The organism is Klebsiella sp. HMSC25G12 (assembly GCF_001807705.1).
Taxonomy (GTDB): Bacteria; Pseudomonadota; Gammaproteobacteria; order Enterobacterales; family Enterobacteriaceae; genus Klebsiella; species Klebsiella variicola.
In genome coordinates, this window is the sequence record NZ_KV789826.1 from 20,476 (window position 1) to 45,409 (window position 24,934).

Here is a 24,934-nt window from a genome sequence, read left to right on the forward strand (position 1 = left end):
AATCCCCTTTTAGCAGCAAAAAAAAGCCCGGTCACGCGATGCGACCGGGCTTATACATCCTGTTGCCCCGGTAAAACGCGTTACCGGGAAATACGCGACTTAAATATCGATATTCGCCGCTTTCAGGGCGTTCTCTTCGATAAAGGCGCGACGCGGCTCAACGGCATCGCCCATCAGGGTGGTGAACAGCTGGTCGGCAGCGATCGCATCCTTAACGGTTACGCGCAGCATGCGGCGGCTGTCCGGATCCATGGTGGTTTCCCACAGCTGATCCGGGTTCATCTCGCCCAGACCTTTATAGCGCTGGATGGAGAGACCGCGACGGGACTCCTTCACCAGCCAGTCTAGGGCCTGCTCGAAGCTGGCTACCGGCTGACGGCGTTCGCCGCGCTCGATGTAGGCATCTTCTTCCATCAGGCCGCGCAGTTTCTCGCCCAGGGTGCAGATACGGCGATATTCCGGCCCCATGATGAACTCGTTATCCAGCGGATAGTCGGTATCCACCCCGTGGGTACGGACGCGGATAATCGGCTCAAACTGCTGCAATTCACTGTTCTCGCGGACATCAAATTTCCACTGGCTGCCGTGCTGCTCTTTCTCATTCAGCTCGGAAACCAGGGTGTTCACCCAGCGGGTTACCTTCTGCTCGTCAGCCAGATCGGCCTCGGTCAGGGTCGGCTGATAGATAAGCTCTTTCAGCATCGCTTTCGGGAAGCGGCGCTCCATGCGGCCAATCATTTTCTGGGTGGCGTTGAACTCGGCAACCAGTTTTTCCAGCGGTTCGCCCGCCAGCGCCGGCGCATTGGCGTTGGTATGCAGGGTCGCACCGTCAAGAGCGATAGCGATCTGATACTGATCCATCGCTTCGTCGTCTTTAATGTACTGTTCCTGCTTGCCTTTCTTCACTTTGTACAGCGGCGGCTGGGCAATGTAGACATGGCCGCGTTCGACGATTTCCGGCATCTGACGGTAGAAGAAGGTCAACAGCAGGGTACGAATGTGCGAGCCGTCGACGTCCGCATCGGTCATGATGATGATGCTGTGATAGCGCAGTTTATCCGGGTTGTACTCATCGCGGCCGATGCCGCAGCCAAGGGCGGTGATCAGCGTCGCCACTTCCTGGGAAGAGAGCATTTTATCGAAGCGGGCTTTCTCAACGTTGAGGATTTTACCCTTCAGCGGCAGGATCGCCTGGTTCTTACGGTTACGACCCTGTTTAGCAGAGCCGCCCGCGGAGTCCCCTTCCACGAGGTACAGTTCAGACAGCGCCGGGTCGCGTTCCTGGCAATCCGCCAGTTTGCCCGGCAGGCCTGCCAGATCCAGCGCGCCTTTACGGCGGGTCATTTCACGGGCGCGACGTGCGGCCTCACGGGCGCGCGCGGCGTCAATAATTTTGCCGACCACGATTTTGGCATCGGATGGGTTTTCCAGCAGGTATTCGCTCAGCAGTTCGTTCATCTGCTGTTCTACCGCCGACTTCACCTCAGAGGAGACCAGTTTGTCTTTGGTCTGTGAGGAGAATTTCGGATCCGGCACTTTCACCGATACCACGGCGATCAGACCTTCACGCGCGTCGTCGCCGGTGGCGCTGACTTTCGCTTTTTTGCTGTAGCCTTCTTTATCCATGTAGGCGTTGAGGGTACGGGTCATCGCCGCGCGGAAGCCCGCCAGGTGAGTACCGCCGTCACGCTGTGGAATGTTGTTGGTAAAGCAGTAGATGTTTTCCTGGAAACCGTCGTTCCACTGCAGCGCCACTTCCACGCCGATACCGTCTTTTTCGGTGGAGAAATAGAAGATATTCGGATGGATCGGCGTTTTGTTCTTGTTGAGATACTCAACGAACGCCTTGATGCCGCCTTCGTAGTGGAAATGATCTTCTTTGCCGTCGCGCTTATCGCGCAGGCGGATAGAGACCCCTGAGTTCAGGAACGACAGCTCGCGCAGACGTTTTGCCAGGATGTCATATTCGAATTCAGTAACGTTGGTGAAGGTTTCATGGCTCGGCCAGAAACGCACCATGGTGCCGGTTTTATCGGTCTCGCCGGTCACCGCCAGCGGCGCCTGCGGTACACCGTGCACATAAATCTGTTTGTGGACTTTGTTATCGCGCTGGATAACCAGCTCCAGCTTCTGCGACAGGGCGTTAACCACCGAGACGCCTACGCCGTGCAGACCGCCGGACACTTTATAGGAGTTATCATCAAATTTACCGCCGGCGTGCAGGACGGTCATGATAACTTCCGCTGCGGAGACGCCCTCTTCCGGGTGAATGCCGGTTGGGATGCCGCGACCGTCATCCTGTACGGAGACGGAGTTATCGCTGTGGATAGTGACAACGATATCTTTGCAGTAACCCGCGAGCGCTTCGTCGATAGCGTTATCCACAACCTCGAATACCATGTGGTGCAGACCGGTGCCGTCATCCGTGTCGCCGATATACATACCCGGGCGCTTACGCACCGCATCCAGCCCTTTCAGGACTTTGATACTGGAGGAGTCATAAGAATTCGACATCAACGTTTCTCGCTCATTTAATCTTGGGTTAATCCGTTATTTTACCTTTTTCCACGCGGAACATCTTCGAATTTTTGTCCGACATGTCCATAACGTGTTCAGCGCTGATCGCGCTGACGAAAACCTGCGACTGCGTCGCTTTCAGGCGGCTGGATAACAGACCGCGGCGGGCATCATCAAGTTCCGAGGCAAAATCATCTATCAGGTACAGGCAGCGCCGCCCGCTGACGCGGGTGAGGAACTCACCTTGCGCCAGACGCAGGGCGCACATCAGCAGCTTAAGCTGCCCGCGCGACAAGGTATCTTCCACCGGCGCCCCGTCGGCGCGAATACGGAAATCCGCTTTATGCGGGCCGTGGGCGGTGTAGGTTAACATTCTGTCGCGCTCGAAATTCCGCTCCAGCACCTCCGCGTAGTCGGTCTCTTTTTCCCAACCGCGCTGGAAAGAGAAGGTGAGCGTGAATTCCGGTAAAAATTGCTGACAAGTATCCGCCATGTCTTCGACGATAGCGGCGCTGTATTCGGCACGCCAGCGGCTGATTTGTTCCGCCAGCGGAATGAGTTCCAGATCCCACGGTCGCAGCTGAGCATAGCGGCTGACCTGACGCAGCGCGGCGTTGCGCTGCTTGACCAGGCGCTTCAGGTTGCTCCAGGCGGTGAAGAATCCGGCTTCGTTATGAAAACATCCCCAATCGAGGAATGCTCTTCTGTATTTGGGGCCGCCATTGAGTAAAGTAAACCCCTCCGGCGTGATCAGCTGCATCGGCATCAGGTGCGCCAGCTCCGCCACTTTGTGGCCGTCAGTGCCGTCGATGCGCACCTTGCTGTCACCCTGTTTGTCTTTGGTCAGGCCGATGGCGGTTTCCCGCTCTTCGCCCTGCAGGCGGCCGTGCAGGACAAAAGCCTCCTGCTCGTGGCGGATCACCCGGCCAATTTGCAAACTACGAAACGCCCGGCCATGACCGAGCGTATAGATAGCTTCCAGCACGCTGGTTTTGCCGCTGCCGTTCGCGCCAACCAGGAAGTTAAAGCCGGGAGATAAAGCGAGATCCGCGCTTTCAATATTGCGGAAGTCTTTGATGAGCAAGCGCGTCAGTGACATATCAGCGTTCTTTGGGCCAGGGCGTTATCGGCGCAGCCAGTTTCAACGCGGACTGCGCGCAGACCCTGGAGCGTACACGAAGTACGTGACAGGGGCGAGCACAGCCCAGGTTGAAAATGGCAAGTAAGATAGCCCGATATTTTCCACTACAATCTCATAGGCATGACGACATAGGCTGCGGATTGCGAAGCCGCATCCTCAATCTGCACGCTCGACACCGAATCCGTCAGCAGAATGCGCACATTCTCGCATTTCAGCGCATTGAGCACATCCAGCACGTAGCTAACGTTGAAGCCAATCTCCATCTCCGTTCCGGCGTAGGTCACGTCAAGGATCTCTTCCGCCTCTTCCTGCTCCGGGTTGTTAGCGGTGATTTTCAGCTGATTTTCGCTGACGTACAGCCGCACGCCGCGGAATTTCTCGTTCGAGAGGATTGCCGCGCGGGCGAAGGCCTGCTTGAGAATGTCACAGCCAGCATCGAGATGTTTATCCGGATTTTTCGGCAATACGCGGCGATAATCCGGGAAACGGCCATCAACCAGCTTCGACGTAAAGATAAAATCGCCCACATGAGCGCGGATATTGTTGCTGCCAATCTGCACGCGCAGCGGGGTATCGCCGCCGTCGAGCATCCGCATCAACTCAATCACCCCTTTACGCGGCACGATCACCGAATGGTTCGGCAGCGACGCTTCCAGCGGCATCGAACAGACCGCCAGGCGGTGACCATCGGTGGCCACCGTGCGCAGTTCGCTGCCTTCGGTTTCAAACAGCATGCCGTTTAAGTAGTAACGAACATCCTGGTGCGCCATCGAGAACTGAGTGGCTTCGATCAGACGCTTCATGGTCGCCTGCGGCAGGGTAAATTCCACTTCGCTCTGCCAGTCATCCAGATTCGGGAAATCGGCAGCAGGCAGCGTCGACAGCGAGAAGCGGCTGCGGCCGGAACGCACCAGCATCCGATCGCCTTCCAGCTGAACCGCGATCTCCGCGCCTTCCGGCAGGCCGCGGCAGATATCAAAGAATTTACGCGCCGGAACGGTCGTTGCGCCCGCTTCGTGCGGCTGAACCAGCGCCACGCGCGCCACCATCTCCATTTCAAGATCGGTACCGGTCAGCGACAGCGCGCCGTCCGCGACCTGAAGCAGCAGGTTACCGAGAATGGGCAGCGTCGGACGACCACCTAACGGACCGCTCACCTGTTGCAGCGGTTTTAATAAATGTTCACGTTCTACGGTAAATTTCATAGCGTCACGAGGATAATGTTCTGATTAAATTGGAAAAATCTTCTTTAATGTCGTGGCTTTCTTCACGCAACTGCTCAATCTTACGGCAGGCGTGCAGCACGGTGGTATGGTCGCGGCCGCCAAACGCATCGCCGATTTCCGGCAGGCTGTGGTTGGTCAGCTCTTTGGCCAGCGCCATCGCCATCTGGCGAGGACGCGCCACCGAACGGGAGCGGCGCTTGGACAGCAGATCCGCTACCTTAATCTTGTAGTACTCCGCCACCGTCTTTTGAATATTGTCGATGGTGACCAGTTTTTCCTGCAGCGCCAACAGATCGCGCAGCGCTTCGCGCACGAAATCGATGGTGATCGCCCGGCCGGTGAAGTTGGCGTTGGCGATAACGCGGTTCAGCGCCCCCTCCAGCTCACGCACGTTTGAGCGCAGTCGCTTGGCAATAAAGAACGCCACTTCGCCCGGCAGGCGAATGTCGTTTTCATCGGCTTTTTTCATCAGGATCGCGACGCGGGTTTCCAGCTCCGGCGGCTCGATCGCCACCGTCAGACCCCAGCCGAAGCGGGATTTCAGACGATCTTCTACGCCGTTGATCTCTTTTGGATAACGATCCGACGTCAGGATGATCTGCTGATTACCTTCCAGCAGGGCATTGAAGGTGTGGAAAAACTCTTCCTGGGATCGCTCTTTATTAGCAAAGAACTGAATGTCATCGATCAGCAGGGCGTCAACGGATCGGTAGTAGCGTTTAAACTCTTCGATGGCGTTGTTTTGCAGCGCTTTGACCATGTCCTGGACGAAACGCTCGGAGTGCATATAGACCACTTTGGCGTTCGGCTTACGCGCCACAATGCCGTTACCCACCGCGTGCAACAGGTGGGTTTTCCCCAGACCGGTGCCGCCATAAAGGAACAGTGGGTTGTAGGCCCCGCCCGGGTTATCCGCCACCTGACGCGCCGCCGCGCGGGCCAGCTGGTTAGATTTACCTTCGACGAAGTTATCAAACGTGTGTTTCACGTTAACGTTAGAGCGGTAGGTCGGCTCCGCTGGCGCCGGGACATTATCCCAGCCTGGGCGCACGATCGTCGGCGCCACGCGCGCGGTCTGCACCTGCGCCGCCGGAATGGCCGCCGCAGCCGGGCTTACCGCTCCTTTCTGCAGCGAGCTGGCTGGCTTAGCACCCACCTCAAAACGCAGCTGCGGGGCATCAGCACCGCAAAAGTCATTGAGGAGTCCATTGATATTATTGAGGTATTTGTCCCTTACCCAGTCGAGCACAAAACGGTTTGGCGCATACAGTGCCAGCGTGTTATCGCTCAGTTCCGCCTGCAATGGGCGGATCCACATGCTGAATTCTGTGGCTGGTAACTCATCCTGCAATCGGGCAAGACACTGCTGCCAAAGCGAAAGTGACACGGCGGACTCCACTCGAACATAAAATCGATATCAAAGAAAAACAGAAACAATCATGATTGTTGGCACACGTCGACAAGACCCTGCATTAGCCGAAAAGCCCCTGCACAAAAGGGGTGACGTGCGAACCGCTATCTGCGGTTATTACCCGTTGCGGATCCGTGGATCGCGATCGGGACCGGGGATCATAGCCTAAACTGAGAAAGAGATCTTGTGTTTCTCAACAGATTCTTCCCGATTTATCCACAGGAAGGATCGAAACCGGGTAAGTGTAATCGATCCTGGGGAGAGTGAAGCACGATTTCCGCCGCATATTGGAAAAATTAATGAGCTATGCTGGTTTTGGGCGGAAACGATCTAACAAAGATCCTTCAGGATCCTTGCGCTTTACTGGCCAGGCCGTATAATCCCCCACCCGGCGCGTAATGCCCGTTTTCGTCACGCGTCTCAGCTTATTTTTTGTGCGACGAGGTGCGAGAAATAAGGAAAGAGAATTGACTCCGGAGTGTACAATTATTACAATCCGGCCTCTTTAATCACCCACGCTGAGGCGTAAGTCGTTCGAAGTTCGTTCGGGTCTACGCAAAAGTCAGTGAATTTATTCAAGTTTAGGTAGAAATCGCCATGAAACGCACTTTTCAACCGTCTGTACTGAAGCGCAACCGTTCTCACGGCTTCCGTGCTCGTATGGCTACTAAAAATGGTCGTCAGGTTCTGGCACGTCGTCGTGCTAAAGGCCGCGCTCGTCTGACCGTTTCCAAGTAATAAAGCTAACCCTGCGTGGTTAAGCTCGCATTTCCCAGGGAGTTACGCTTGTTAACTCCCAGTCATTTCACTTTCGTCTTCCAGCAGCCACAACGGGCTGGCACGCCGCAAATCACCATCCTCGGCCGCCTGAATTCGCTGGGGCATCCCCGCATCGGTCTCACCGTCGCCAAGAAAAACGTGAAACGCGCACATGAACGCAATCGGATTAAACGTCTGACGCGTGAAAGTTTTCGTTTGCGTCAACATGAACTCCCGCCAATGGATTTCGTGGTGGTGGCGAAAAGAGGGGTTGCCGACCTCGATAACCGTGCTCTCTCGGAAGCGTTGGAAAAATTATGGCGCCGCCATTGTCGCCTGGCTCGCGGGTCCTGATCGGCCTGATTAGAGTTTATCAGCGCCTGATTAGTCCGCTACTCGGGCCGCATTGTCGTTTCACCCCAACCTGTTCTCAATACGGAATTGAGGCCTTACGCAGGTTTGGTGTGATAAAAGGCAGTTGGTTGACAATGAAACGCGTATTAAAATGCCACCCTTTACACCCTGGTGGTGACGATCCCGTCCCGCCTGGACCATTTGATACCAGAGAACACTAACGATGGATTCGCAACGCAATCTTCTTATCATCGCTTTGTTGTTCGTGTCTTTCATGATCTGGCAAGCCTGGGAGCAGGACAAAAATCCGCAGCCCCAGCAGCAGACCACGCAGACTACGACCACAGCAGCGGGTAGCGCCGCCGACCAGGGCGTACCGGCCAGTGGCCAGGGGAAACTGATTACGGTTAAAACCGACGTGCTTGAACTGACTATCAACACCAACGGTGGCGATATTGAGCAGGCGCTGCTTCTGGCGTATCCAAAAACGCTGAAGTCGACCGAACCGTTCCAGTTACTGGAAACCACGCCGCAGTTTGTCTACCAGGCGCAGAGCGGCTTAACCGGCCGTGACGGTCCGGATAACCCGGCGAATGGCCCGCGTCCGCTGTACAGCGTCGATAAAGAGGCGTTTGTGCTGGCAGATGGCCAGGATGAAATCGTCATTCCGCTGACCTACACCGACAAAGCCGGCAACGTCTTCACCAAAACCTTCACCCTGAAACGTGGCGGCTATGCGGTGAACGTCGGTTATAGCGTGCAGAACGCCAGCGAGAAGCCTCTGGAAGTCTCGACCTTCGGTCAGTTGAAGCAGACCGCGGCGCTGCCGACCAGTCGCGATACGCAGACCGGCGGCCTGTCCACGATGCATACTTTCCGTGGCGCAGCGTTCTCGACTTCAGATACGAAATACGAAAAATATAAATTCGATACCATTCTGGACAACGAAAACCTGAACGTCAGCACCAAGAACGGTTGGGTTGCCATGCTGCAGCAGTACTTCACCACCGCGTGGGTGCCGCAGAATAATGGAACGAATAACTTCTACACCGCTAACCTCGGCAACGGCATTGTGGCTATTGGCTACAAATCGCAGCCGGTACTGGTGCAGCCTGGTCAAACCGACAAACTGCAGAGCGTGCTGTGGGTCGGCCCGGCTATTCAGGACAAAATGGCTGCCGTTGCGCCGCACCTGGATCTGACCGTCGACTACGGCTGGCTGTGGTTCATCTCCCAACCGCTGTTTAAGCTGCTGAAATTCATCCACAGCTTCCTCGGCAACTGGGGCTTCTCGATCATCGTTATCACCTTTATCGTTCGTGGCATCATGTACCCGCTGACCAAAGCGCAGTACACCTCCATGGCGAAGATGCGTATGCTGCAGCCGAAGATTCAGGCCATGCGCGAGCGTCTGGGCGACGATAAACAACGTCAAAGCCAGGAGATGATGGCGCTGTATAAAGCGGAAAAAGTGAACCCACTGGGTGGCTGCTTCCCGCTGATTATTCAGATGCCGATCTTCCTTGCGCTGTACTACATGCTGAGCGCCTCGGTTGAACTGCGTCATGCGCCGTTTATCCTGTGGATCCACGACCTGTCTGCACAAGACCCGTACTACATCCTGCCGATCATCATGGGCGCGACCATGTTCTTCATCCAGAAGATGTCGCCAACCACCGTGACCGACCCGATGCAGCAGAAGATCATGACCTTTATGCCGGTCATCTTCACGGTGTTCTTCCTGTGGTTCCCGTCTGGCCTGGTGGTGTACTACATCGTCAGCAACCTGGTCACCATTATTCAGCAGCAGCTGATTTACCGTGGTCTGGAGAAGCGTGGCCTGCATAGCCGCGAGAAGAAGAAATCCTGATACTCTTCATTCTTCAAGCCAACGCATCTGCGACTTGGATAATTTAGAGTAGTTACGGTAACGTTAATGCCAGAGAAGGCGGTCAATGGACCGCCTTTTTTACATCTACATAGAGAGTCACCATGAGCCATAACGACACTATCGTCGCCCAGGCAACCCCTCCGGGACGCGGTGGGGTGGGCATCCTGCGTATCTCCGGCCTTAAGGCGCGCGATGTCGCGCAGGCGGTGCTGGGCAAGCTGCCGAAGCCGCGTTATGCCGACTACCTGCCGTTCAACGACGTTGACGGTACGCCGCTGGATCAAGGGATTGCGCTGTGGTTCCCCGGGCCGAACTCCTTTACCGGCGAAGATGTGCTTGAGCTGCAGGGCCACGGCGGCCCGGTCATTCTCGATCTGCTGCTCAAACGTATTCTGACGTTGCCCGGCGTACGCATCGCCAGGCCGGGCGAGTTTTCCGAGCGCGCGTTCCTCAACGACAAGCTCGACCTGGCGCAGGCAGAAGCCATCGCCGACCTCATCGACGCCAGTTCAGAACAGGCGGCGCGCTCGGCGTTGAACTCCTTGCAAGGGGCCTTCTCCGCGCGGGTTAACCACCTCGTGGAAGCGCTCACTCACCTGCGCATCTACGTGGAAGCGGCGATCGATTTCCCGGATGAAGAAATTGATTTCCTCTCCGACGGCAAAATTGAAGCCCAGCTGAACGGCGTGATGGCCGACCTCGACGCCGTCCGCGCGGAAGCTCGCCAGGGCAGTCTGCTGCGCGAAGGGATGAAAGTGGTGATCGCCGGGCGACCTAATGCCGGTAAATCGAGCCTGCTCAACGCCCTGGCGGGCCGCGAAGCGGCGATCGTCACCGACATTGCGGGCACCACCCGCGACGTGCTGCGCGAGCATATCCATATCGACGGCATGCCGCTGCATATCATCGATACCGCGGGCCTGCGCGACGCCAGTGACGAAGTGGAGCGTATCGGCATCGAGCGCGCCTGGCAGGAGATTGAGCAGGCGGATCGGGTGCTGTTTATGGTCGACGGCACCACCACCAGCGCCGTTGATCCGGCGGAGATCTGGCCAGACTTTATCGAGCGCCTGCCCGCTAAACTGCCGATTACCGTGGTGCGCAATAAAGCCGACGTCACTGGCGAAGCGCTGGGTCTCAGCGAAGTCAATGGCCACTCACTGATCCGCCTGTCGGCGCGAACCGGCGAAGGCGTGGAGGTGCTGCGGAACCACCTTAAGCAGAGCATGGGCTTTGATACCAGCATGGAAGGCGGCTTCCTCGCCCGCCGCCGTCACCTGCAGGCGCTGGAAGAGGCGGCGAACCATCTGCAGCAGGGCAAAGCCCAGCTGCTGGGCGCCTGGGCCGGGGAGCTGCTGGCGGAAGAGCTGCGCCTCGCGCAGCAGGCGCTGAGCGAGATCACCGGGGAGTTCACCTCCGACGACCTGCTGGGCCGCATCTTCTCCAGCTTCTGTATCGGCAAATAACGTTTAGTCCGTAAACGTTCACTCACCCGCATTAACGCCGCGTTAATGCGGGTTTTTTCTTGCCCTTTGCGGCGCAACGTTCTCTACTTTTATCTCCCCTTTTACCACGAGACTAAAGCATGACCGTTGAATATACCGTGATCGAGAAGGTGCCCTCCGCCGAAGCGTTTTGCCACCTGCGGGTGGCGGCAGGCATGTCGCCACGCCCCCTGGAAGGCGCCAGAGCCGGGCTGCCGCATAGCTGTTACGGCGTACATATCCTCTGGCAGGAGACGCCGATCGCGATGGGACGCATCGTCGGCGACGGCGCGATTAATTTCGATATTGTCGACGTCGCCGTCGATCCGGCTCATCAGGGAAAAGGCCTTGGCCGGCTGGTGATGGAGAAGCTGATCGCCTGGCTGGACGCTAACGCCTTTGACGGGGCCTACGTTACGCTGGTGGCGGATGTGCCGGAGCTGTATGCGAAGTTCGGCTTTGAAAGCGTTCGGCCGGAAAGCGAAGGGATGGCCCGCGTCTGGCGTACCCGGAGTCGTTAACTCGCGTTTCCTGCCAGGAAAAGAGCGTTGTCCAAATGGCAACTCGTCTTGTGGCGCGTTCCTCACTATGCTGAACGCCATTCACATCGCGAGGATCCCATGACACGCTTTCTTCTCTGCAGTTTCGCCCTGGTTCTGCTCTATCCCTCCGGCATCGATATGTATCTGGTCGGCCTGCCGCGTATTGCTCAGGACCTGGGGGCCAGCGAGGCGCAATTACATATTGCCTTTTCAGTCTATCTGGCCGGTATGGCTTCCGCGATGCTGTTTGCTGGTCGCATCGCCGACCGGTCAGGACGTAAGCCTGTCGCCATTGTGGGCGCGGTGATCTTTGTTGTCGCCTCCCTGCTCTGCGCCCAGGCGCACGCCAGCAGCCACTTCCTCGTTGGACGCTTTATCCAGGGGATCGGCGCCGGCAGCTGCTACGTGGTGGCTTTCGCTATCCTGCGCGATACGCTGGACGATCGCCGCCGCGCCAAGGTGCTGTCGTTGCTCAACGGCATTACCTGCATTATCCCCGTCCTGGCGCCGGTGCTTGGCCACCTGATTATGCTGAAATATCCGTGGCAGAGCCTGTTCTACACCATGACCGGCATGGGCGTCATGGTCGGTTTGCTGTCGGTCTTTATCCTGCGCGAGACGCGCCCGACGGCACCTCCGCAGACTGCGACACCGCAGCATGGCGGCAGTGAGTCGCTGCTGAACCGCTTTTTTCTCAGCCGCATTCTCATTACCACCCTCAGCGTGACGGCGATCCTGACCTACGTGAACGTCTCTCCGGTTCTGATGATGGAAGAGATGGGGTTCGATCGGGGAACTTACTCAATGGCGATGGCCCTGATGGCGATGATCAGCATGGCGGTCTCCTTCTCGACGCCGTTCGCCCTGTCGCTGTTTACCCCCCGCACCTTAATGCTGACTTCGCAGGTACTGTTCCTGGCGGCAGGCCTGGCGCTGAGCCTCGCCACCCGCCAGACCCTCACCCTGATCGGGTTGGGCATGATTTGCGCCGGCTTCTCCGTTGGATTCGGCGTCGCAATGAGCCAGGCGCTGGGGCCGTTCACACTGCGCGCGGGCGTCGCCAGTTCGGTCCTCGGCATCGCGCAGGTGTGCGGTTCATCGCTGTGGATTTGGCTCGCCGCCATCATCGGACTCAGCGCAATGAATATGCTGATCGGGATACTCATTGCCTGTAGCATAGTGAGCCTTGTTTTATTACTGGTCGTCACCCCGCCGCGGGTTGCGCAATACGATGAAGAAGCCGCTGTCGAGTCTTGATCTTAATTTACTCCTCTGCCTGCAGCTCCTGACCCAGGAGCTCAGCGTTACCCGTACGGCGAAGCGGATGAACGTTTCGCCGTCAGCGGTGAGCAAGTCGCTGGCCAAACTGCGCGCCTGGTTTGACGACCCGCTGTTTGTGAAAACCCCGCTGGGTCTGGCGCCTACGCCGCTGGTCAGCAGCATGGAGCAGGATCTGGCGGACTGGATGCAGATGGGCAACCAGATCCTCGATAAACCACACCACACCATGCCCAGCGGCCTCAAATTCGAGCTGGCGGCGGAAACGCCGCTGCTGATGATCCTGTTTAATACCCTCTCCCAGCGCATCTATCAGCGCTATCCGCAGGCATTGATTCGTTTGCGCAACTGGGACTACGACTCGCTGGACGCCATCATTCGCGGCGAGGTGGATATCGGCTTCTGCGGGCGTGAAAGCCATCCACAGTCGCGGGAGCTGCTGAGCCTGCTGCCGTGGTATATCGATTTTGAGGTACTGTTCACCGACCTGCCGCAGGTCTGGCTGCGCGCCGATCATCCAGCGCTCAGGGAAGAGTGGGATCTGGCGGCATTCTTACGCTATCCGCATATCACTATCTGCTGGGAACAACGCGATACCTGGGCGCTGGACGATGTGCTGCAGGAGCTGGGGTATAAGCGTAACGTGGCGCTGACCGTGCCAGGGTTTGAACAATCGCTTTTTATGGCCGCTCAACCGCAACACACCATGCTGGCTACCGCGCCGCGCTACTGCCAGCACTATAATCAGCAGCACCAGCTGCCGCTAGTCTCCCGGCCGCTACCGCTGGAGGCGCAGCATCTGGAAAAGCTGCGCGTTCCCTTCACCCTGCTATGGCATAAGCGCAACAGCTACAACCCGAAGCTCGTCTGGCTTAGAGATACGCTGAAAGCACTCTATTCCGGTACGCTGTAAGCCTTGTTTCGTGTCTATCGCCCCTTATTTGCGCAAGAATTTGTAAAATTCAAACAAATTCCCTTTTCAAGGGGGGATTTCGGCATTAAAACCTGTTAATACCAGGCGATAATAGCGCCCGCAATTTTATCCAGACCATTACTCACGGAGCGACGTATGGCAACGCATTTTGCAAGAGGGATACTTAGTACCGGGGAGCCGCTATCGACACGTTTGTCAGCGGCCTGTCATCAATCCGCACGCCTACTCCCTGAATACCGCCAGGCTCGCTTTCGCGCTTCGCGTTCGCTACTCGCCGAACTGCTGTTTATGCTTTACGGTATCAGCGAGCTGCCTGAAATCATCAATGAAGCCAATGGCCGACCGGTTTTTAGCGATCGTCATCTTCCTCGCTTCTCTATCTCTTATACTGGCAATATTGTTGGCGTCGCGCTGACCACCGAGGGGGATTGTGGCCTCGACATGGAACTGCAGCGCACGGTGCGTGGTCACGACGCCGACCGGCACAATTTCAGTAACAATGAAAATCTGTGGATTAACATTCAGCATGACCCGGATGAAGCGCGTAGCCAGCTGGTGGCCCTGCGGCGAAGCGTGTTGAAACTGACCGGCGAAGCATCAACGCAGCTGCTGCCGGGTTCTGGCCGCCTGCGCACCGCCGGTAGCCAGCCGATCGAAGCCGTCTGTGATGCCGAATCGCTGCTGGTGTGGTCGATTGCCGCCAGCCCAAATATCGGCTCGCTGAAGGTCTGGGAATATGATGCTAAGGGGGGCGAATGGCGCAGCCTGCCGGATGCTCAGCAGCGCGCACGCGAACCGTCGGCCCGTCTGATGCGTTTTACCAGCTTACCGATGGAAAAAACCTTATCCCTCAATTGACCGGTTTTGCCGGCATCATGATACAAAGGAGCAATCATGTCAGATACCTTAAAAGTGGTTACGTTACTCGGCAGCCTGCGCAAAGGGTCGTTTAATGGAATGGTCGCGCGCACCCTGCCCGGCATCGCGCCAGCGGGCATGGATATCTCCGCGCTGCCGTCGATCGGTGATATCCCGCTGTACGATGCTGATATGCAGGAGGAAGAGGGGTTCCCACAGCGCGTGCAGGATATTGCGCAACAGATCCGCGAAGCGGATGGCGTGGTGATCGTCACTCCCGAGTATAACTATTCCGTGCCTGGCGGCCTGAAAAACGCTATCGACTGGCTGTCACGCCTGCCCGAGCAGCCGCTGTCCGGCAAACCGGTACTGATTCAGACCAGCTCAATGGGCGCCATCGGCGGTGCGCGCTGCCAGTATCATTTGCGCCAGATTCTGGTCTTCCTTGATGCGATGGTAATGAATAAACCGGAATTTATGGGCGGCGTCATCCAGAACAAAGTGGATCCGCAGTCGGGTGAAGTAGTCGATCAGAGCACCCTCGACCATCTGCGTGGCCAGCTGACCGCCTTTGGCGACTATATTCGGCGGGTTAAAGCATAAAAAAAGCCCGGCAGCGATGCCGGGCTTTTTCATCATGCGTGCGGATTAATGTGCATCGATAAAGACAATTTTCAGCACGAACAGCAGCGAGACGATAATCACGCACGGGCTGAGCTCGCGCAGACGGCCGGTACCGATCTTCATCACGCAGTAAGAGATAAAGCCTAAGGCGATACCTTCGGTGATTGAGAAGCTAAACGGCATCATCACCGCGGTGATAAACGCCGGTACCGCTTCCGTCAGGTCATCCCACTTCACGCGCGCCAGGCTTGAGGTCATCAGTACGCCAACGTAAATCAGCGCGCCGGCGGCGGCATAGGCCGGAACCATCCCTGCCAACGGTGACAGGAAGATAACCAGCAGGAACAGGATCCCAACGACAACGGCGGTCAGGCCGGTGCGTCCGCCCACGGAAACGCCGGAGGAGGATTCGATATAGGCGGTCACCGAAGAGGTACCAATAAAGGAACCGGCAACGGACGAGACGCTGTCGACAAACAGCGCTTGCTTCATGCGCGGGAATTTACCCTGTGCATCAGCCAGACCCGCTTTATCGGTGACGCCAATCAGCGTCCCGGAGGAGTCAAACAGGTTGACCAGCATAAACGAGAAGATCACGCCGGCCAGGCCCAGGTTCAGGGAGCCCGCCAGATCGACATGACCAATCACCGACGTCACGCTCGGCGGCGCGGAGACGATGCCGGTGTAGTGCACATCGCCCAGCATCCAGCCCAGCAGGGTGGTGACCACAATAGACACCAGGACCGCGGCATGAATGTTACGTGATGCCAGAATCGCGATGATAAAGAAGCCCAGTATGCCCAGCAGCACACTGTGGGAGGTCAGATGACCAATGCTGACCAGCGTTTCCGGATTAGCGACGATAACCCCGGCATTTTTCAGACCCATCATGCCGATAAACAGGCCGATACCGCTGGTGATACCGACGCGCAGGCTCACCGGAATATTGGCGATCATCCAGTAGCGTACACGGAAAACCGTCAGCAGCAGCAGACCGACGGCGCCCCAGAAAATCGCGCCCATGCCTACCTGCCACGGCAGGCCCATCGCCTGCACCACCACAAAGGCGAAGAAGGCGTTCAGACCCATCGCCGGCGCAAGAGCCACCGGCAGGTTCGCGAACAGGCCCATCAGGATACTGCCGAACGCAGCAATCAGACAGGTGGTCACAAACACGGCGCTGGTATCCATGCCCGCTACGCCAAGAATTTGTGGGTTAACAAAAACGATATACACCATCGTCAGGAACGTGGTGAAACCGGCGATCGCTTCCGTGCGCACTGTGGTGCCGTGCTCGCGCAGTTTAAATACGCGCTCCAGCAGACCCTGGCCAGAAGACTGGCTGGTTTGTTGTTGACTCATTATCGGTTTCCGAACGTAAAGGAGGGAAAATTCGAGGCTATCCTATACCAAAACAGGGCACCCGGCGCAGTTGTATGGTAATTTTTTTCATTTATTTTGCTTATACGGCAACGATTGCGTCGCGGCATTGGGCATGACGAAAACGTTAAACTTGTTAATACGGAAAGACTATGACTCAACCAGAAGCAGTATTTTTTGACTGTGACGGCACACTGGTCGACAGTGAGGTGATTTGCTCCCGCGCCTACGTTCACATGTTCCAGGAATTCGGCATTACGCTGGACCTTGCCGAGATTTTTAAGCGCTTCAAAGGGGTGAAGCTGTACGAAATTATCGACACCATCAACGTTGAGCATGGCGTTAACCTGCAAAAAGCGACGCTGGAGCCAATTTACCGTGCGGAGGTCGCTCGCCTGTTTGATAGCGAACTGGAGGTGATTGCCGGAGCCCAGGCGCTGCTGGATGCGGTAAGCGTCCCGATGTGCGTGGTCTCCAATGGTCCGGTCAGTAAAATGCAGCACTCTCTTGGCCGCACCGGCCTGCTGCACCATTTCGCTGACCGCTTGTACAGCGGCTATGATATTCAGCGCTGGAAGCCTGACCCGGCGCTGATGTTTCATGCGGCAGAGGCCATGCAGGTAAAAGCCGAAAACTGTATCCTGGTGGATGACTCCAGCGCCGGTGCTCAGTCGGGGATTGCCGCCGGCATGGAGGTGTTTTATTTCTGCGCCGATCCGCATAACCAGCCGATCGATCATCCCAAAGTGACGACCTTTACCGATCTGGCAGAGCTGCCGGCATTGTGGCAAGCGCGCGGCTGGGATATCACGCGTTAAGGGCCTGGTGAGCGGCACGTTGGCATCGATGTAGCCCCGCTAAGCGTCTGTGCAAGCGGGGAATAGAATCAGCGACTGGTTATGGCTGCAATTCAGTGACTGCCGCTTTATCGGCAATAATCACCAGTGAAGGGTGTAATTTGAGCACCGACGCCGGCACCTGCTCGCTGACCGGGCCTTCAACCACCTGCTTAAGGGCTTGCGCCTTCGCCGCGCCGCTCACGATCAACAGCAGATTTTTTGCCGCCATCACGCTTCTCGGCCCCATGGTGACATAGCTATCGGGCACGACGGAAAAATCCCCGCCCATCTCGCCGTTAGCGACAATACCAATCATTTCCCCATGAATCGGCACTTCGACCGTCTGATCATGAAAGCGGGTGGTATTCGGCAGGTTGCCGCAAAAATGGCCGTCAGCCCCCAGCCCCAGCACCATCAGATCAAGGCCGCCAGCCTCTTCCAGCTGGCGATCGTGCTGAGCGGCGTTGTCCAGCGTCAGCTTGTGAATGTTCTCTTCTTTGATCTGCGCCGGGGTAAAAAACAGCTGGCGCAGATTAGATATCGTGACGCCTTCTCGCGACTGGCCGCGAAAGGGGATCTCATCGAAGTTGTAATAGTGCACCCGATCATAGAATGCTTTGCCTTTCACGGCGGCGGTTAGATGCTCATACATCCGCTTTGGCGTGCTGCCGGCCGTCACGGCGAGATTCACCCGCCGCGGTGCCGTGATATAGCCCAGAACATGATGGCTGGCGACCAGGCTCATCTCTTCATAATCTTCGGTCACAATCATTTTCATCTTGTCGTCCTTCACAAGCACAAAACGGGGGCTGAAGGCCCCCCTAACGGTTATTTAAACAGTTTCTGCACAAACTCGGCGTAGGCCGGGCGCCAGACGTCCATTTCATGGTTCAGGCCAGGATACGAGTGATAGTCGAAGTTGATCTTCTGTTTTTCCAGCTCGCGTTTCAGACCCGCGATATCGTTGCCGGTGACGGAATCTTTTTCCCCGACGACCACGGTAAAGTTGCGCAGCTGCTTATTGATCGCGTCAGGCTGCTTCAGCTGCGCTTCCACGCCGGCATTCGGCACTGTCGTGGTCGTGACGCCGCTAAAGGTGGCGAGCCAGCCAAAGCTATCCAGATGGTTCATTCCGGAAACCAGCGCCTGATAACCGCCCTGTGACAGGCCAGCCAGCGCCCGGCCGTCGGCATCTTTACGCACGTTAAACCGGGTATCGATCAGCGGAATGATATCCTGCATCAACTCGTTATCCGCCGCCTGCGCATTGAGCGGATAGAAGTTTTTGCGCCGCTCCTGCGGCGGAAAGTTTTCCGCTATCGCTTCCGGGGTATCGGTTTCGGTATCCGGGACCACCACCAGCATCGGCTTGATTTTGCCCTCCGCCAGCAGGTTATCCATGATCTGCGGGATACGCCCCTGATCGATGGCCGACAGACCGCTGTCGCCAAAGCCATGATAGAAATAGAGCACCGGCAGCGGATCGCCGGTTCCGCTATAGCCCGGCGGCGTCCAGACATAGAGACGACGTTCGGCGTTCAGTGCCTTCGAGTGATAGGTGAGGGTGCGCAGATCGCCATGCGCGACCGCCCGATCGTCGAGAATACTACCAGGTACCAGAATCAAACTGGTATTCACCTGGCGCTGCGGCTTCTGATAGCGGCTGCCGGTATCCACCGAGCGGAAGCCATCCACATCGAAATAGTATTCATAGAGATTGGGTTTCATCGGCTCACTTTTCCATGTCCACACCCCCTGAGCCTCTTTGGTCATGTCGTGTGAGACAAAGGAGTCCGGCGTGGCGCCGGTCACTACCGACACCCGCCGGGCATCAGGAGCAAACAGGCGATAAGTGATACTCTTATCCGCGTTAACCTGGGTAATAAAGTGGCTCACCGGCAGGGTGGGATCCGGCATCGCGGGTAATGGCGCCGCCTGGAGGGTAAATGCCGCGCCCGCCAGCGCCAGTGCGAAATACATTGCATGTCGTTTCATCGTTAGTCCTCTTCCGTTGTGTCCGTTCTGTTATCGTCTTACCACCAGATTTCCGCCTGCGCCCCCACGGCAAACTGATCGTTTTTACCGTCTTCAAAAATGCTGGTGGTATTATTCGCTGCCTTATCCAGGTCGATATCCTTCGCTTTAATATAGGTGGCATAGAAGCGAATTTCCGGGCGCGAGGTCAGCATACTGGTATTGACTTTGAAGGTATGGAACAGCGTGGTCTTGTAGCCGGACTCGTTATATTTCTTGCCGGTAACATCTTTGTTTTGCTGTTTGAAGTATCCTAGCTCAACGCCGGTCTGGTTATATTTATCCCAGATATAAGCCGGTCGCAGGACCGTGCGAATGGATTCAAAATCGGAGTGGGCCCCGGTTTCGTAGCTATAGACATCGTTACCAAAGGAGTAGACGATGGCATTCGCCATAATAACGTCATCGCGTAAATAGGTTTCCCCCTGCGAGGTTAAGCGCACGGCGGTGCCATTGGTATGATCGCCATAATAGCGGCCGTTAAAGGTGGTATAGGGGCTGGATCCGGCATAGCGCGAGAAGCTGCTGGCAATAGAATTATTCGCCAGTAAGAAAGAGAATTCATTAAAGCCGCCGTTTGCCCATTTCTGTGTTAACGAAGTGCCTGCCATCCAGGTATCTTTCCACGGATAATAACCTTCATTGCCCTCTTTATATTTCTCTGAGGAACTTTGATTCGCGGCGACATAGCGTCCGCTGACCATCAGGCTGGCTTTATCCCACAGCGGAATCTCTTTGTAGCGAACGTCCAGAGTATTGGTGTTAATTTGCTGCTTATTGCTCAAAGAACGATCGTAATCATCGACATCTTCGCGGACCAATGCGATATCGAATTTCCCGGCGCCCACCTGCCAGTTTTCCAGCCCCACGCCGGCCGCCGCATCGGTTCTCTGCGTTTTCCAGTCCAGCATCTGGATTTCGATTTTTGGCGCCCCGTGTTTGCCGACCCAGAAATCGGCTTCCGGGGCAAACGGCAGGAACCCTTTGGTGTTAACGTACATATCCGAGAACTGGATGTAGTTTTCGCCGCCGGCATTGTCACCAAACCAGCCTGAGGAGTACTGCTGGCCGACGTTCCCGTCGAGCATCACGATGGCATCAACGCGTTTATCACCTTCCTGAAACACCCGCTGCTTCAGCTGCAGATCGAACCAGCCGGAATATTCATTGCCCAGGCGGCCAAGCGAACCGATCGCCCACGATTTTGGCGAGCCGTGCGAGGCGGTGCCCCAGCCGGAACGGAAGTAGCCGTTATAGCTGAAGCCAATTTCATCTTTCACGAACGTGCTAAAATCTTTCAGCGTCATCGCGCTGTAGGCTGGCGCGCCATCCGTGGCAGGTTGTTGATTTTTAACCAGCACCGCATCCGGTTTAACCGCCGTTTTCGGACCGGCGGCCGCCACCCCTGTCTTACGCTTCTGACCTTCCGCAGGAGGAGACCATGAGGCCCAAATCTGGTCTCTTTTTCTCTCCTGGTCCTGATATTTTTTGAGCTCTTTTTGCGTGTCTTTGAGCGCTTTCTCCAGCAGCTCAAGTCGTTGCTCCACCGTCAACGGGCTTGCTATCAGAGTGGTGGAATAACAAAGAGGCGCCAGCAAGACTATCGCCGAAGCGATCCTGTTTTTTCTCATCATAATATTCCTTTATATAAGCATTGGCGTAAATAAAACACGACAGCAACAACCATCCCGCGCAGGTTCTAATAGCCCTATCCATACCGTTTGAGGTCGCGGCGGCTGTTATTTTTGCAGTTAGACAAAAGCAAAAAAAAACCTGAAGAAGACCATCTGCCTTAACAGATAATCCTCTTCAGGTTTTGCCCGCACATCGCGGTAGCAACCCTCATTCAGCCATTATCGGCCCGCATAAAACAAAAAAACCTGATACCGCCGCCGTAGGGGAAATATCAGGTTTTGCCTGCTGTCGCAGTCACAATCCGTTTAAACCACCCTGAGCGTTTAAGCTCAGGAGTGGGCGTTGATTGTTACGCGATAAAATGAATAACTCAAACGGGCAGATTGTTAATTGTGACGATAATCTCAGCAATCTCGCTGCCACGAGATAAATCATATCTAATTCTGATAAAGCCATTTACCAGAATTAGACAGAATGATTATTACTCTTTCGGATCTTTGCCGGCGAGCAGTTTATCCAGCTCATCGCCGCCAACGTGACGGAAATCCTGACCTTTGACGAAGTAGAAAATATATTCGCAGATATTCTGGCAGCGGTCGCCAATACGCTCGATGGAGCGCGCGCAGAACAGCGCGGTCAGGACGCTGGGGATAGTGCGCGAGTCTTCCATCATGTAGGTCATCAGCTGGCGCACAATGCCTTCATACTCCTGGTCGACTTTCTTATCTTCGCGATAGATACGTACCGCTTCGTCGAGATCCATACGCGCAAACGCATCCAGTACGTCATGCAGCATCTGCACCGTGTGACGGCCCAGCGATTCGAGGCTCACCAGCAGCGGCTGGTGCTGCTGGGAAAACTTCTCCAGCGCGGTGCGGCAGATTTTATCCGCCACGTCGCCGATGCGTTCCAGCTCAGCGATAGTCTTGATGATCGCCATCACCAGGCGCAGGTCGCTGGCGGTCGGCTGGCGCTTGGCGATGATGCGCACGCAGGCCTCGTCGATCGCCACTTCCATCATGTTGACCTGCTTGTCGCCGTCGATGACGCGTTTCGCCAGATCGCTGTCCTGGTTATGCATGGCGGTGATCGCATCAGAAAGCTGTTGCTCCACCAGCCCACCCATGGTCATCACCTGGGTGCGGATATACTCCAGTTCAGCGTTGAACTGGCCGGAAATATGTTTGTTAAGATTTAGGTTGTCCATGGTGTCTCCTGATTGCCCAACTGGTGAGAGCCTGAAAGCACAAGGGCAAATCAACCGTAGCGGCCAGTAATATAATCTTCAGTTTGTTTCTTTGCGGGCTTGGTGAACAGGTCGTCCGTGTTGCTGAACTCAATCAGCTCGCCAAGATACATAAATGCCGTATGGTCGGAGCAACGCGCAGCCTGCTGCATGTTGTGAGTCACGATAACGACGGTGTAGTCCTGTTTCAGCTCGGTGATCAGCTCTTCGATACGCCCGGTGGAGATCGGGTCCAGCGCGGAGCACGGCTCATCAAGCAGCAGCACTTCCGGGCGGATCGCGATACCGCGCGCGATGCACAGGCGCTGTTGCTGGCCACCGGAGAGAGAATACCCGCTCTGGTGCAGTTTATCTTTGGTTTCGTTCCATAATGCGGCTTTGGTCAGCGCCCACTGCACGCGCTCGTCCATATCGGCACGGGACAGCTTTTCAAACAGGCGCACGCCGAAGGCGATATTGTCATAAATGGACATCGGGAACGGCGTTGGTTTCTGGAACACCATGCCAACCTTAGCGCGCAGCAGGGCGATATCCTGGGTGTTGGTCAGAATGTTGTCGCCATCCAGCAGGATCTCGCCTTCCGCACGCTGCTCCGGATACAGTTCGAACATTTTGTTGAACGTGCGCAGCAGGGTGGATTTACCACAGCCTGACGGACCGATAAACGCCGTCACCTGGTTTTTGGTGATATCCAGGTTGATGTTCTTCAGGGCATGGAATTTGCCGTAGTAGAAGTTCAGGTTACGAACTGAAATCTTACCCGGAGCTGTATTCACCATACTCATCTCTATCTCTTCCTCATTCAGCGCAGCAGTCGCTGCGCCGCAAAAAATTAACCGTGTTTCTTCTTGGCGAAGATAACGCGCGCCAGGATGTTCAGCAGCAAGACGCACAGGGTGATAATCAATACCCCGGCCCATGCCAGTTGCTGCCACTCCGCAAACGGACTCATGGCAAATTTGAAAATGGTCACCGGCAGGTTAGCAATCGGCTGCATCATGTCGGTGCTCCAGAACTGGTTGGACAGCGCAGTGAACAGCAGCGGCGCCGTTTCCCCGGCGATACGGGCGATAGCCAGCAGGATCCCGGTCATAATCCCTGAGACGGACGCTTTCAGGGTGATCGCCGAGATCATCTTCCACTTCGGCGTCCCCAGCGCATAGGCCGCTTCACGCAGGCTATCCGGCACCAGCTTCAGCATGTTTTCGGTGGTACGAATAACGATAGGCACCTGCAGCAGCGCCAGTGCGATAACGCCCGCCCAGCCCGAGAAGTGCTGCATCTGCGCCACCACGATGGTGTAGACAAACAGGCCGACCACGATAGACGGCGCGGAAAGCAGAATATCGTTGATAAAACGGATGATTTCCGCCAGCACCGATTTGCGGCCATACTCCGCCAGATAAATTCCGGCAAGGATACCCAGCGGCGTACCAAAGACGGTTGCCCACAGGATCAGCAGGCCGCTGCCGGCGAGGGCGTTAGCCAGGCCACCGCCCGCCGTATTCGGCGGCGGCGTCATTTCGGTGAAGAGCGCCAGACTCATGCCATCGAAACCGCGGGTTATCGTCGCCATCAGGATCCAGATAAGCCAGAACAAACCAAACGCCATGGTCGCCATCGACAGCGCCAGAGCGATACGGTTCTTCATACGACGTTTGGCCTGCATCTTGCGACGGGACTCCGCCAGCTCGGTAGAGGTTTGCAATTCAATGGTCGCCATTAGCGTGCCCCCTCATTCTTCGCGAGGCGCATAATCATGAACTTAGACGCGGCCAGAACGATAAAGGTGATAACGAACAGGATCAGGCCCAGCTCCATCAGCGCCGCCACGTGCAGGCCGGTTTCCGCTTCGGCGAACTCATTAGCCAGCGCGGAGGTAATACTATTCCCTGGCATATACAACGAGATGCTGTCGAGCTGGTAGGTGTTGCCGATAATAAAAGTTACCGCCATGGTTTCACCCAGCGCGCGGCCCAGACCGAGCATCACCCCGCCGATCACCCCATTCTTGGTGAACGGTAAGACAATGCGCCAGATCACCTCCCAGGTGGTGCAGCCGATGCCATAGGCCGACTCTTTCATCATCACCGGCGTCTGTTCGAAAACATCACGCATGACCGCGGCGATATAAGGGATGATCATGATGGCCAGAATGACGCCAGCGGCGAGAATACCGATACCAAACGCCGGGCCGGCAAACAGCGCGCCGACGAACGGGATGGTCGACAGGACGTTACCGACCGGCTCCTGGAAGTAAGTCGCAAACAGCGGGGCGAAAATAAACAGGCCCCACATGCCGTACACGATACTCGGGATTGCCGCCAGCAGCTCAATCGCAATGCCCAGCGGACGCTTGAGCCAGGCGGGGGACAGTTCGGTCAGAAACAGCGCGATGCCAAAGCTCACTGGGACGGCGATCAGCAGCGCGATAAAGGAGGTCACCAGGGTTCCGTAAATCGGTACCAGCGCGCCGAAGATTTCGTTGGGCGCATCCCACTCTTTGGTCCACAAAAAAGCAAAGCCAAACTTTTGAATGCTCGGCCAGGAAGAGATGATCAGGGAAACGATGATGCCGCCCAGCATCAATAGCACAATCAGCGCAGCCAGTTTTACCAGCGCACTGAAAATCATGTCACCCTTTTTCCCCGGAGGGGTAAATGCAGGCTTGGTTGCAGCCATAGATTACTCTTTACGTATTAAAACTTGTTCGAATAAATGCCCGGTGGCGTTCGCTCCCGGGCCTACAGTCTGAACCGTAGGGCGGGCAGCGCCTGAACG

23 protein-coding genes are annotated in these 24,934 nt (G+C 56.3%); 11 read left to right on the forward strand and 12 right to left on the reverse strand.

The window, feature by feature from the left end; translation table 11 throughout:
• Positions 1-99: 99 nt before the first annotated feature.
• The 4 genes from gyrB to dnaA all read right to left on the reverse strand — a co-directional run bounded on the left by gyrB (position 100) and on the right by dnaA (position 6,271).
• On the reverse strand, positions 100-2,514 hold the full coding sequence (gene gyrB / locus HMPREF3096_RS05355; protein WP_012540255.1) for a DNA topoisomerase (ATP-hydrolyzing) subunit B: 2,415 nt from the start codon (positions 2,512-2,514) through the stop codon (positions 100-102).
• Between the two features lie 28 nt (positions 2,515-2,542).
• Positions 2,543-3,616: a DNA replication/repair protein RecF gene (gene recF / locus HMPREF3096_RS05360; RefSeq protein ID WP_008806744.1), complete on the reverse strand. Its 1,074-nt coding sequence runs from the start codon at positions 3,614-3,616 to the stop codon at positions 2,543-2,545.
• A 146-nt stretch (positions 3,617-3,762) separates the two neighbouring features.
• On the reverse strand, positions 3,763-4,863 hold the full coding sequence (gene dnaN, locus HMPREF3096_RS05365; RefSeq protein ID WP_008806743.1) for a DNA polymerase III subunit beta: 1,101 nt from the start codon (positions 4,861-4,863) through the stop codon (positions 3,763-3,765).
• A 4-nt stretch (positions 4,864-4,867) separates the two neighbouring features.
• On the reverse strand, positions 4,868-6,271 hold the full coding sequence (gene dnaA / locus HMPREF3096_RS05370; RefSeq protein WP_012540254.1) for a chromosomal replication initiator protein DnaA: 1,404 nt from the start codon (positions 6,269-6,271) through the stop codon (positions 4,868-4,870).
• Positions 6,272-6,892: 621 nt separating this feature from the next.
• On the opposite strand from dnaA, the gene rpmH reads away from it, so the two are divergent.
• From rpmH to HMPREF3096_RS05410, 10 genes are all read left to right on the forward strand, one after another.
• Entirely contained in the window at positions 6,893-7,033 is a 141-nt protein-coding gene (rpmH, locus tag HMPREF3096_RS28730) for a 50S ribosomal protein L34 (protein ID WP_000831330.1), read from the forward strand.
• Between the two features lie 15 nt (positions 7,034-7,048).
• Positions 7,049-7,408 carry a ribonuclease P protein component gene (gene rnpA, locus HMPREF3096_RS28735; RefSeq protein WP_004151535.1) on the forward strand — a complete coding sequence of 120 codons (360 nt, stop codon included), beginning with the start codon at positions 7,049-7,051 and terminating at the stop codon, positions 7,406-7,408.
• Positions 7,372-7,629, forward strand: a complete 258-nt coding sequence (gene yidD / locus HMPREF3096_RS28740; RefSeq protein ID WP_004151536.1) for a membrane protein insertion efficiency factor YidD — start codon at positions 7,372-7,374, stop codon at positions 7,627-7,629. The genes rnpA and yidD overlap by 37 nt, the downstream gene beginning before the upstream one ends.
• Before the next feature lie 2 nt (positions 7,630-7,631).
• Complete coding sequence (yidC, locus tag HMPREF3096_RS05380; protein ID WP_008806741.1) at positions 7,632-9,278, forward strand: membrane protein insertase YidC; 1,647 nt, start codon at positions 7,632-7,634, stop codon at positions 9,276-9,278.
• Positions 9,279-9,400: 122 nt separating this feature from the next.
• On the forward strand, positions 9,401-10,765 hold the full coding sequence (mnmE, locus tag HMPREF3096_RS05385; protein WP_008806740.1) for a tRNA uridine-5-carboxymethylaminomethyl(34) synthesis GTPase MnmE: 1,365 nt from the start codon (positions 9,401-9,403) through the stop codon (positions 10,763-10,765).
• A gap of 119 nt (positions 10,766-10,884) precedes the next feature.
• Positions 10,885-11,304: a GNAT family N-acetyltransferase gene (locus HMPREF3096_RS05390; RefSeq protein ID WP_012969248.1), complete on the forward strand. Its 420-nt coding sequence runs from the start codon at positions 10,885-10,887 to the stop codon at positions 11,302-11,304.
• Between the two features lie 99 nt (positions 11,305-11,403).
• The gene (locus tag HMPREF3096_RS05395) at positions 11,404-12,582 is read left to right on the forward strand and encodes an MFS transporter (protein ID WP_016162022.1); all 1,179 of its coding nucleotides are present in this window, start codon (positions 11,404-11,406) and stop codon (positions 12,580-12,582) included.
• Positions 12,557-13,516: an HTH-type transcriptional regulator YidZ gene (gene yidZ / locus HMPREF3096_RS05400; protein WP_004151541.1), complete on the forward strand. Its 960-nt coding sequence runs from the start codon at positions 12,557-12,559 to the stop codon at positions 13,514-13,516. Before HMPREF3096_RS05395 ends, yidZ begins: the two co-directional genes overlap by 26 nt.
• A 309-nt stretch (positions 13,517-13,825) precedes the next feature.
• Positions 13,826-14,395, forward strand: a complete 570-nt coding sequence (locus HMPREF3096_RS30345) for a 4'-phosphopantetheinyl transferase family protein (RefSeq protein ID WP_162493349.1) — start codon at positions 13,826-13,828, stop codon at positions 14,393-14,395.
• A gap of 36 nt (positions 14,396-14,431) precedes the next feature.
• Positions 14,432-14,998, forward strand: a complete 567-nt coding sequence (locus HMPREF3096_RS05410) for an NADPH-dependent FMN reductase (protein WP_008806736.1) — start codon at positions 14,432-14,434, stop codon at positions 14,996-14,998.
• Between the two features lie 45 nt (positions 14,999-15,043).
• Here the strand turns inward: HMPREF3096_RS05410 and HMPREF3096_RS05415 are convergent, their stop codons facing one another.
• The gene (locus HMPREF3096_RS05415) at positions 15,044-16,381 is read right to left on the reverse strand and encodes an NCS2 family permease (RefSeq protein WP_048293624.1); all 1,338 of its coding nucleotides are present in this window, start codon (positions 16,379-16,381) and stop codon (positions 15,044-15,046) included.
• 170 nt (positions 16,382-16,551) lie between these two features.
• On the opposite strand from HMPREF3096_RS05415, the gene yieH reads away from it, so the two are divergent.
• A complete protein-coding gene (yieH, locus tag HMPREF3096_RS05420; protein WP_012543308.1) occupies positions 16,552-17,217 on the forward strand; it encodes a 6-phosphogluconate phosphatase in 666 nt (221 codons plus the stop codon).
• Positions 17,218-17,296: 79 nt separating this feature from the next.
• Here yieH and HMPREF3096_RS05425 read toward each other — a convergent pair whose 3' ends face one another.
• The 7 genes from HMPREF3096_RS05425 to pstC form a co-directional block, all read right to left on the reverse strand.
• Complete coding sequence (locus HMPREF3096_RS05425) at positions 17,297-18,016, reverse strand: glucosamine-6-phosphate deaminase (protein WP_008806733.1); 720 nt, start codon at positions 18,014-18,016, stop codon at positions 17,297-17,299.
• A gap of 50 nt (positions 18,017-18,066) precedes the next feature.
• The gene (locus HMPREF3096_RS05430; protein ID WP_012969244.1) at positions 18,067-19,233 is read right to left on the reverse strand and encodes an alpha/beta hydrolase-fold protein; all 1,167 of its coding nucleotides are present in this window, start codon (positions 19,231-19,233) and stop codon (positions 18,067-18,069) included.
• A gap of 38 nt (positions 19,234-19,271) precedes the next feature.
• Complete coding sequence (locus tag HMPREF3096_RS05435) at positions 19,272-20,906, reverse strand: carbohydrate porin (protein WP_008806731.1); 1,635 nt, start codon at positions 20,904-20,906, stop codon at positions 19,272-19,274.
• Positions 20,907-21,388: 482 nt separating this feature from the next.
• Complete coding sequence (gene phoU / locus HMPREF3096_RS05440; protein WP_004145007.1) at positions 21,389-22,114, reverse strand: phosphate signaling complex protein PhoU; 726 nt, start codon at positions 22,112-22,114, stop codon at positions 21,389-21,391.
• Positions 22,115-22,164: 50 nt separating this feature from the next.
• A complete protein-coding gene (gene pstB, locus HMPREF3096_RS05445; RefSeq protein WP_004145006.1) occupies positions 22,165-22,938 on the reverse strand; it encodes a phosphate ABC transporter ATP-binding protein PstB in 774 nt (257 codons plus the stop codon).
• Between the two features lie 47 nt (positions 22,939-22,985).
• The gene (gene pstA / locus HMPREF3096_RS05450) at positions 22,986-23,876 is read right to left on the reverse strand and encodes a phosphate ABC transporter permease PstA (RefSeq protein WP_008806730.1); all 891 of its coding nucleotides are present in this window, start codon (positions 23,874-23,876) and stop codon (positions 22,986-22,988) included.
• Positions 23,876-24,835, reverse strand: a complete 960-nt coding sequence (gene pstC / locus HMPREF3096_RS05455; RefSeq protein WP_004145004.1) for a phosphate ABC transporter permease PstC — start codon at positions 24,833-24,835, stop codon at positions 23,876-23,878. The genes pstA and pstC overlap by 1 nt, the downstream gene beginning before the upstream one ends.
• Positions 24,836-24,934: the final 99 nt, after the last annotated feature.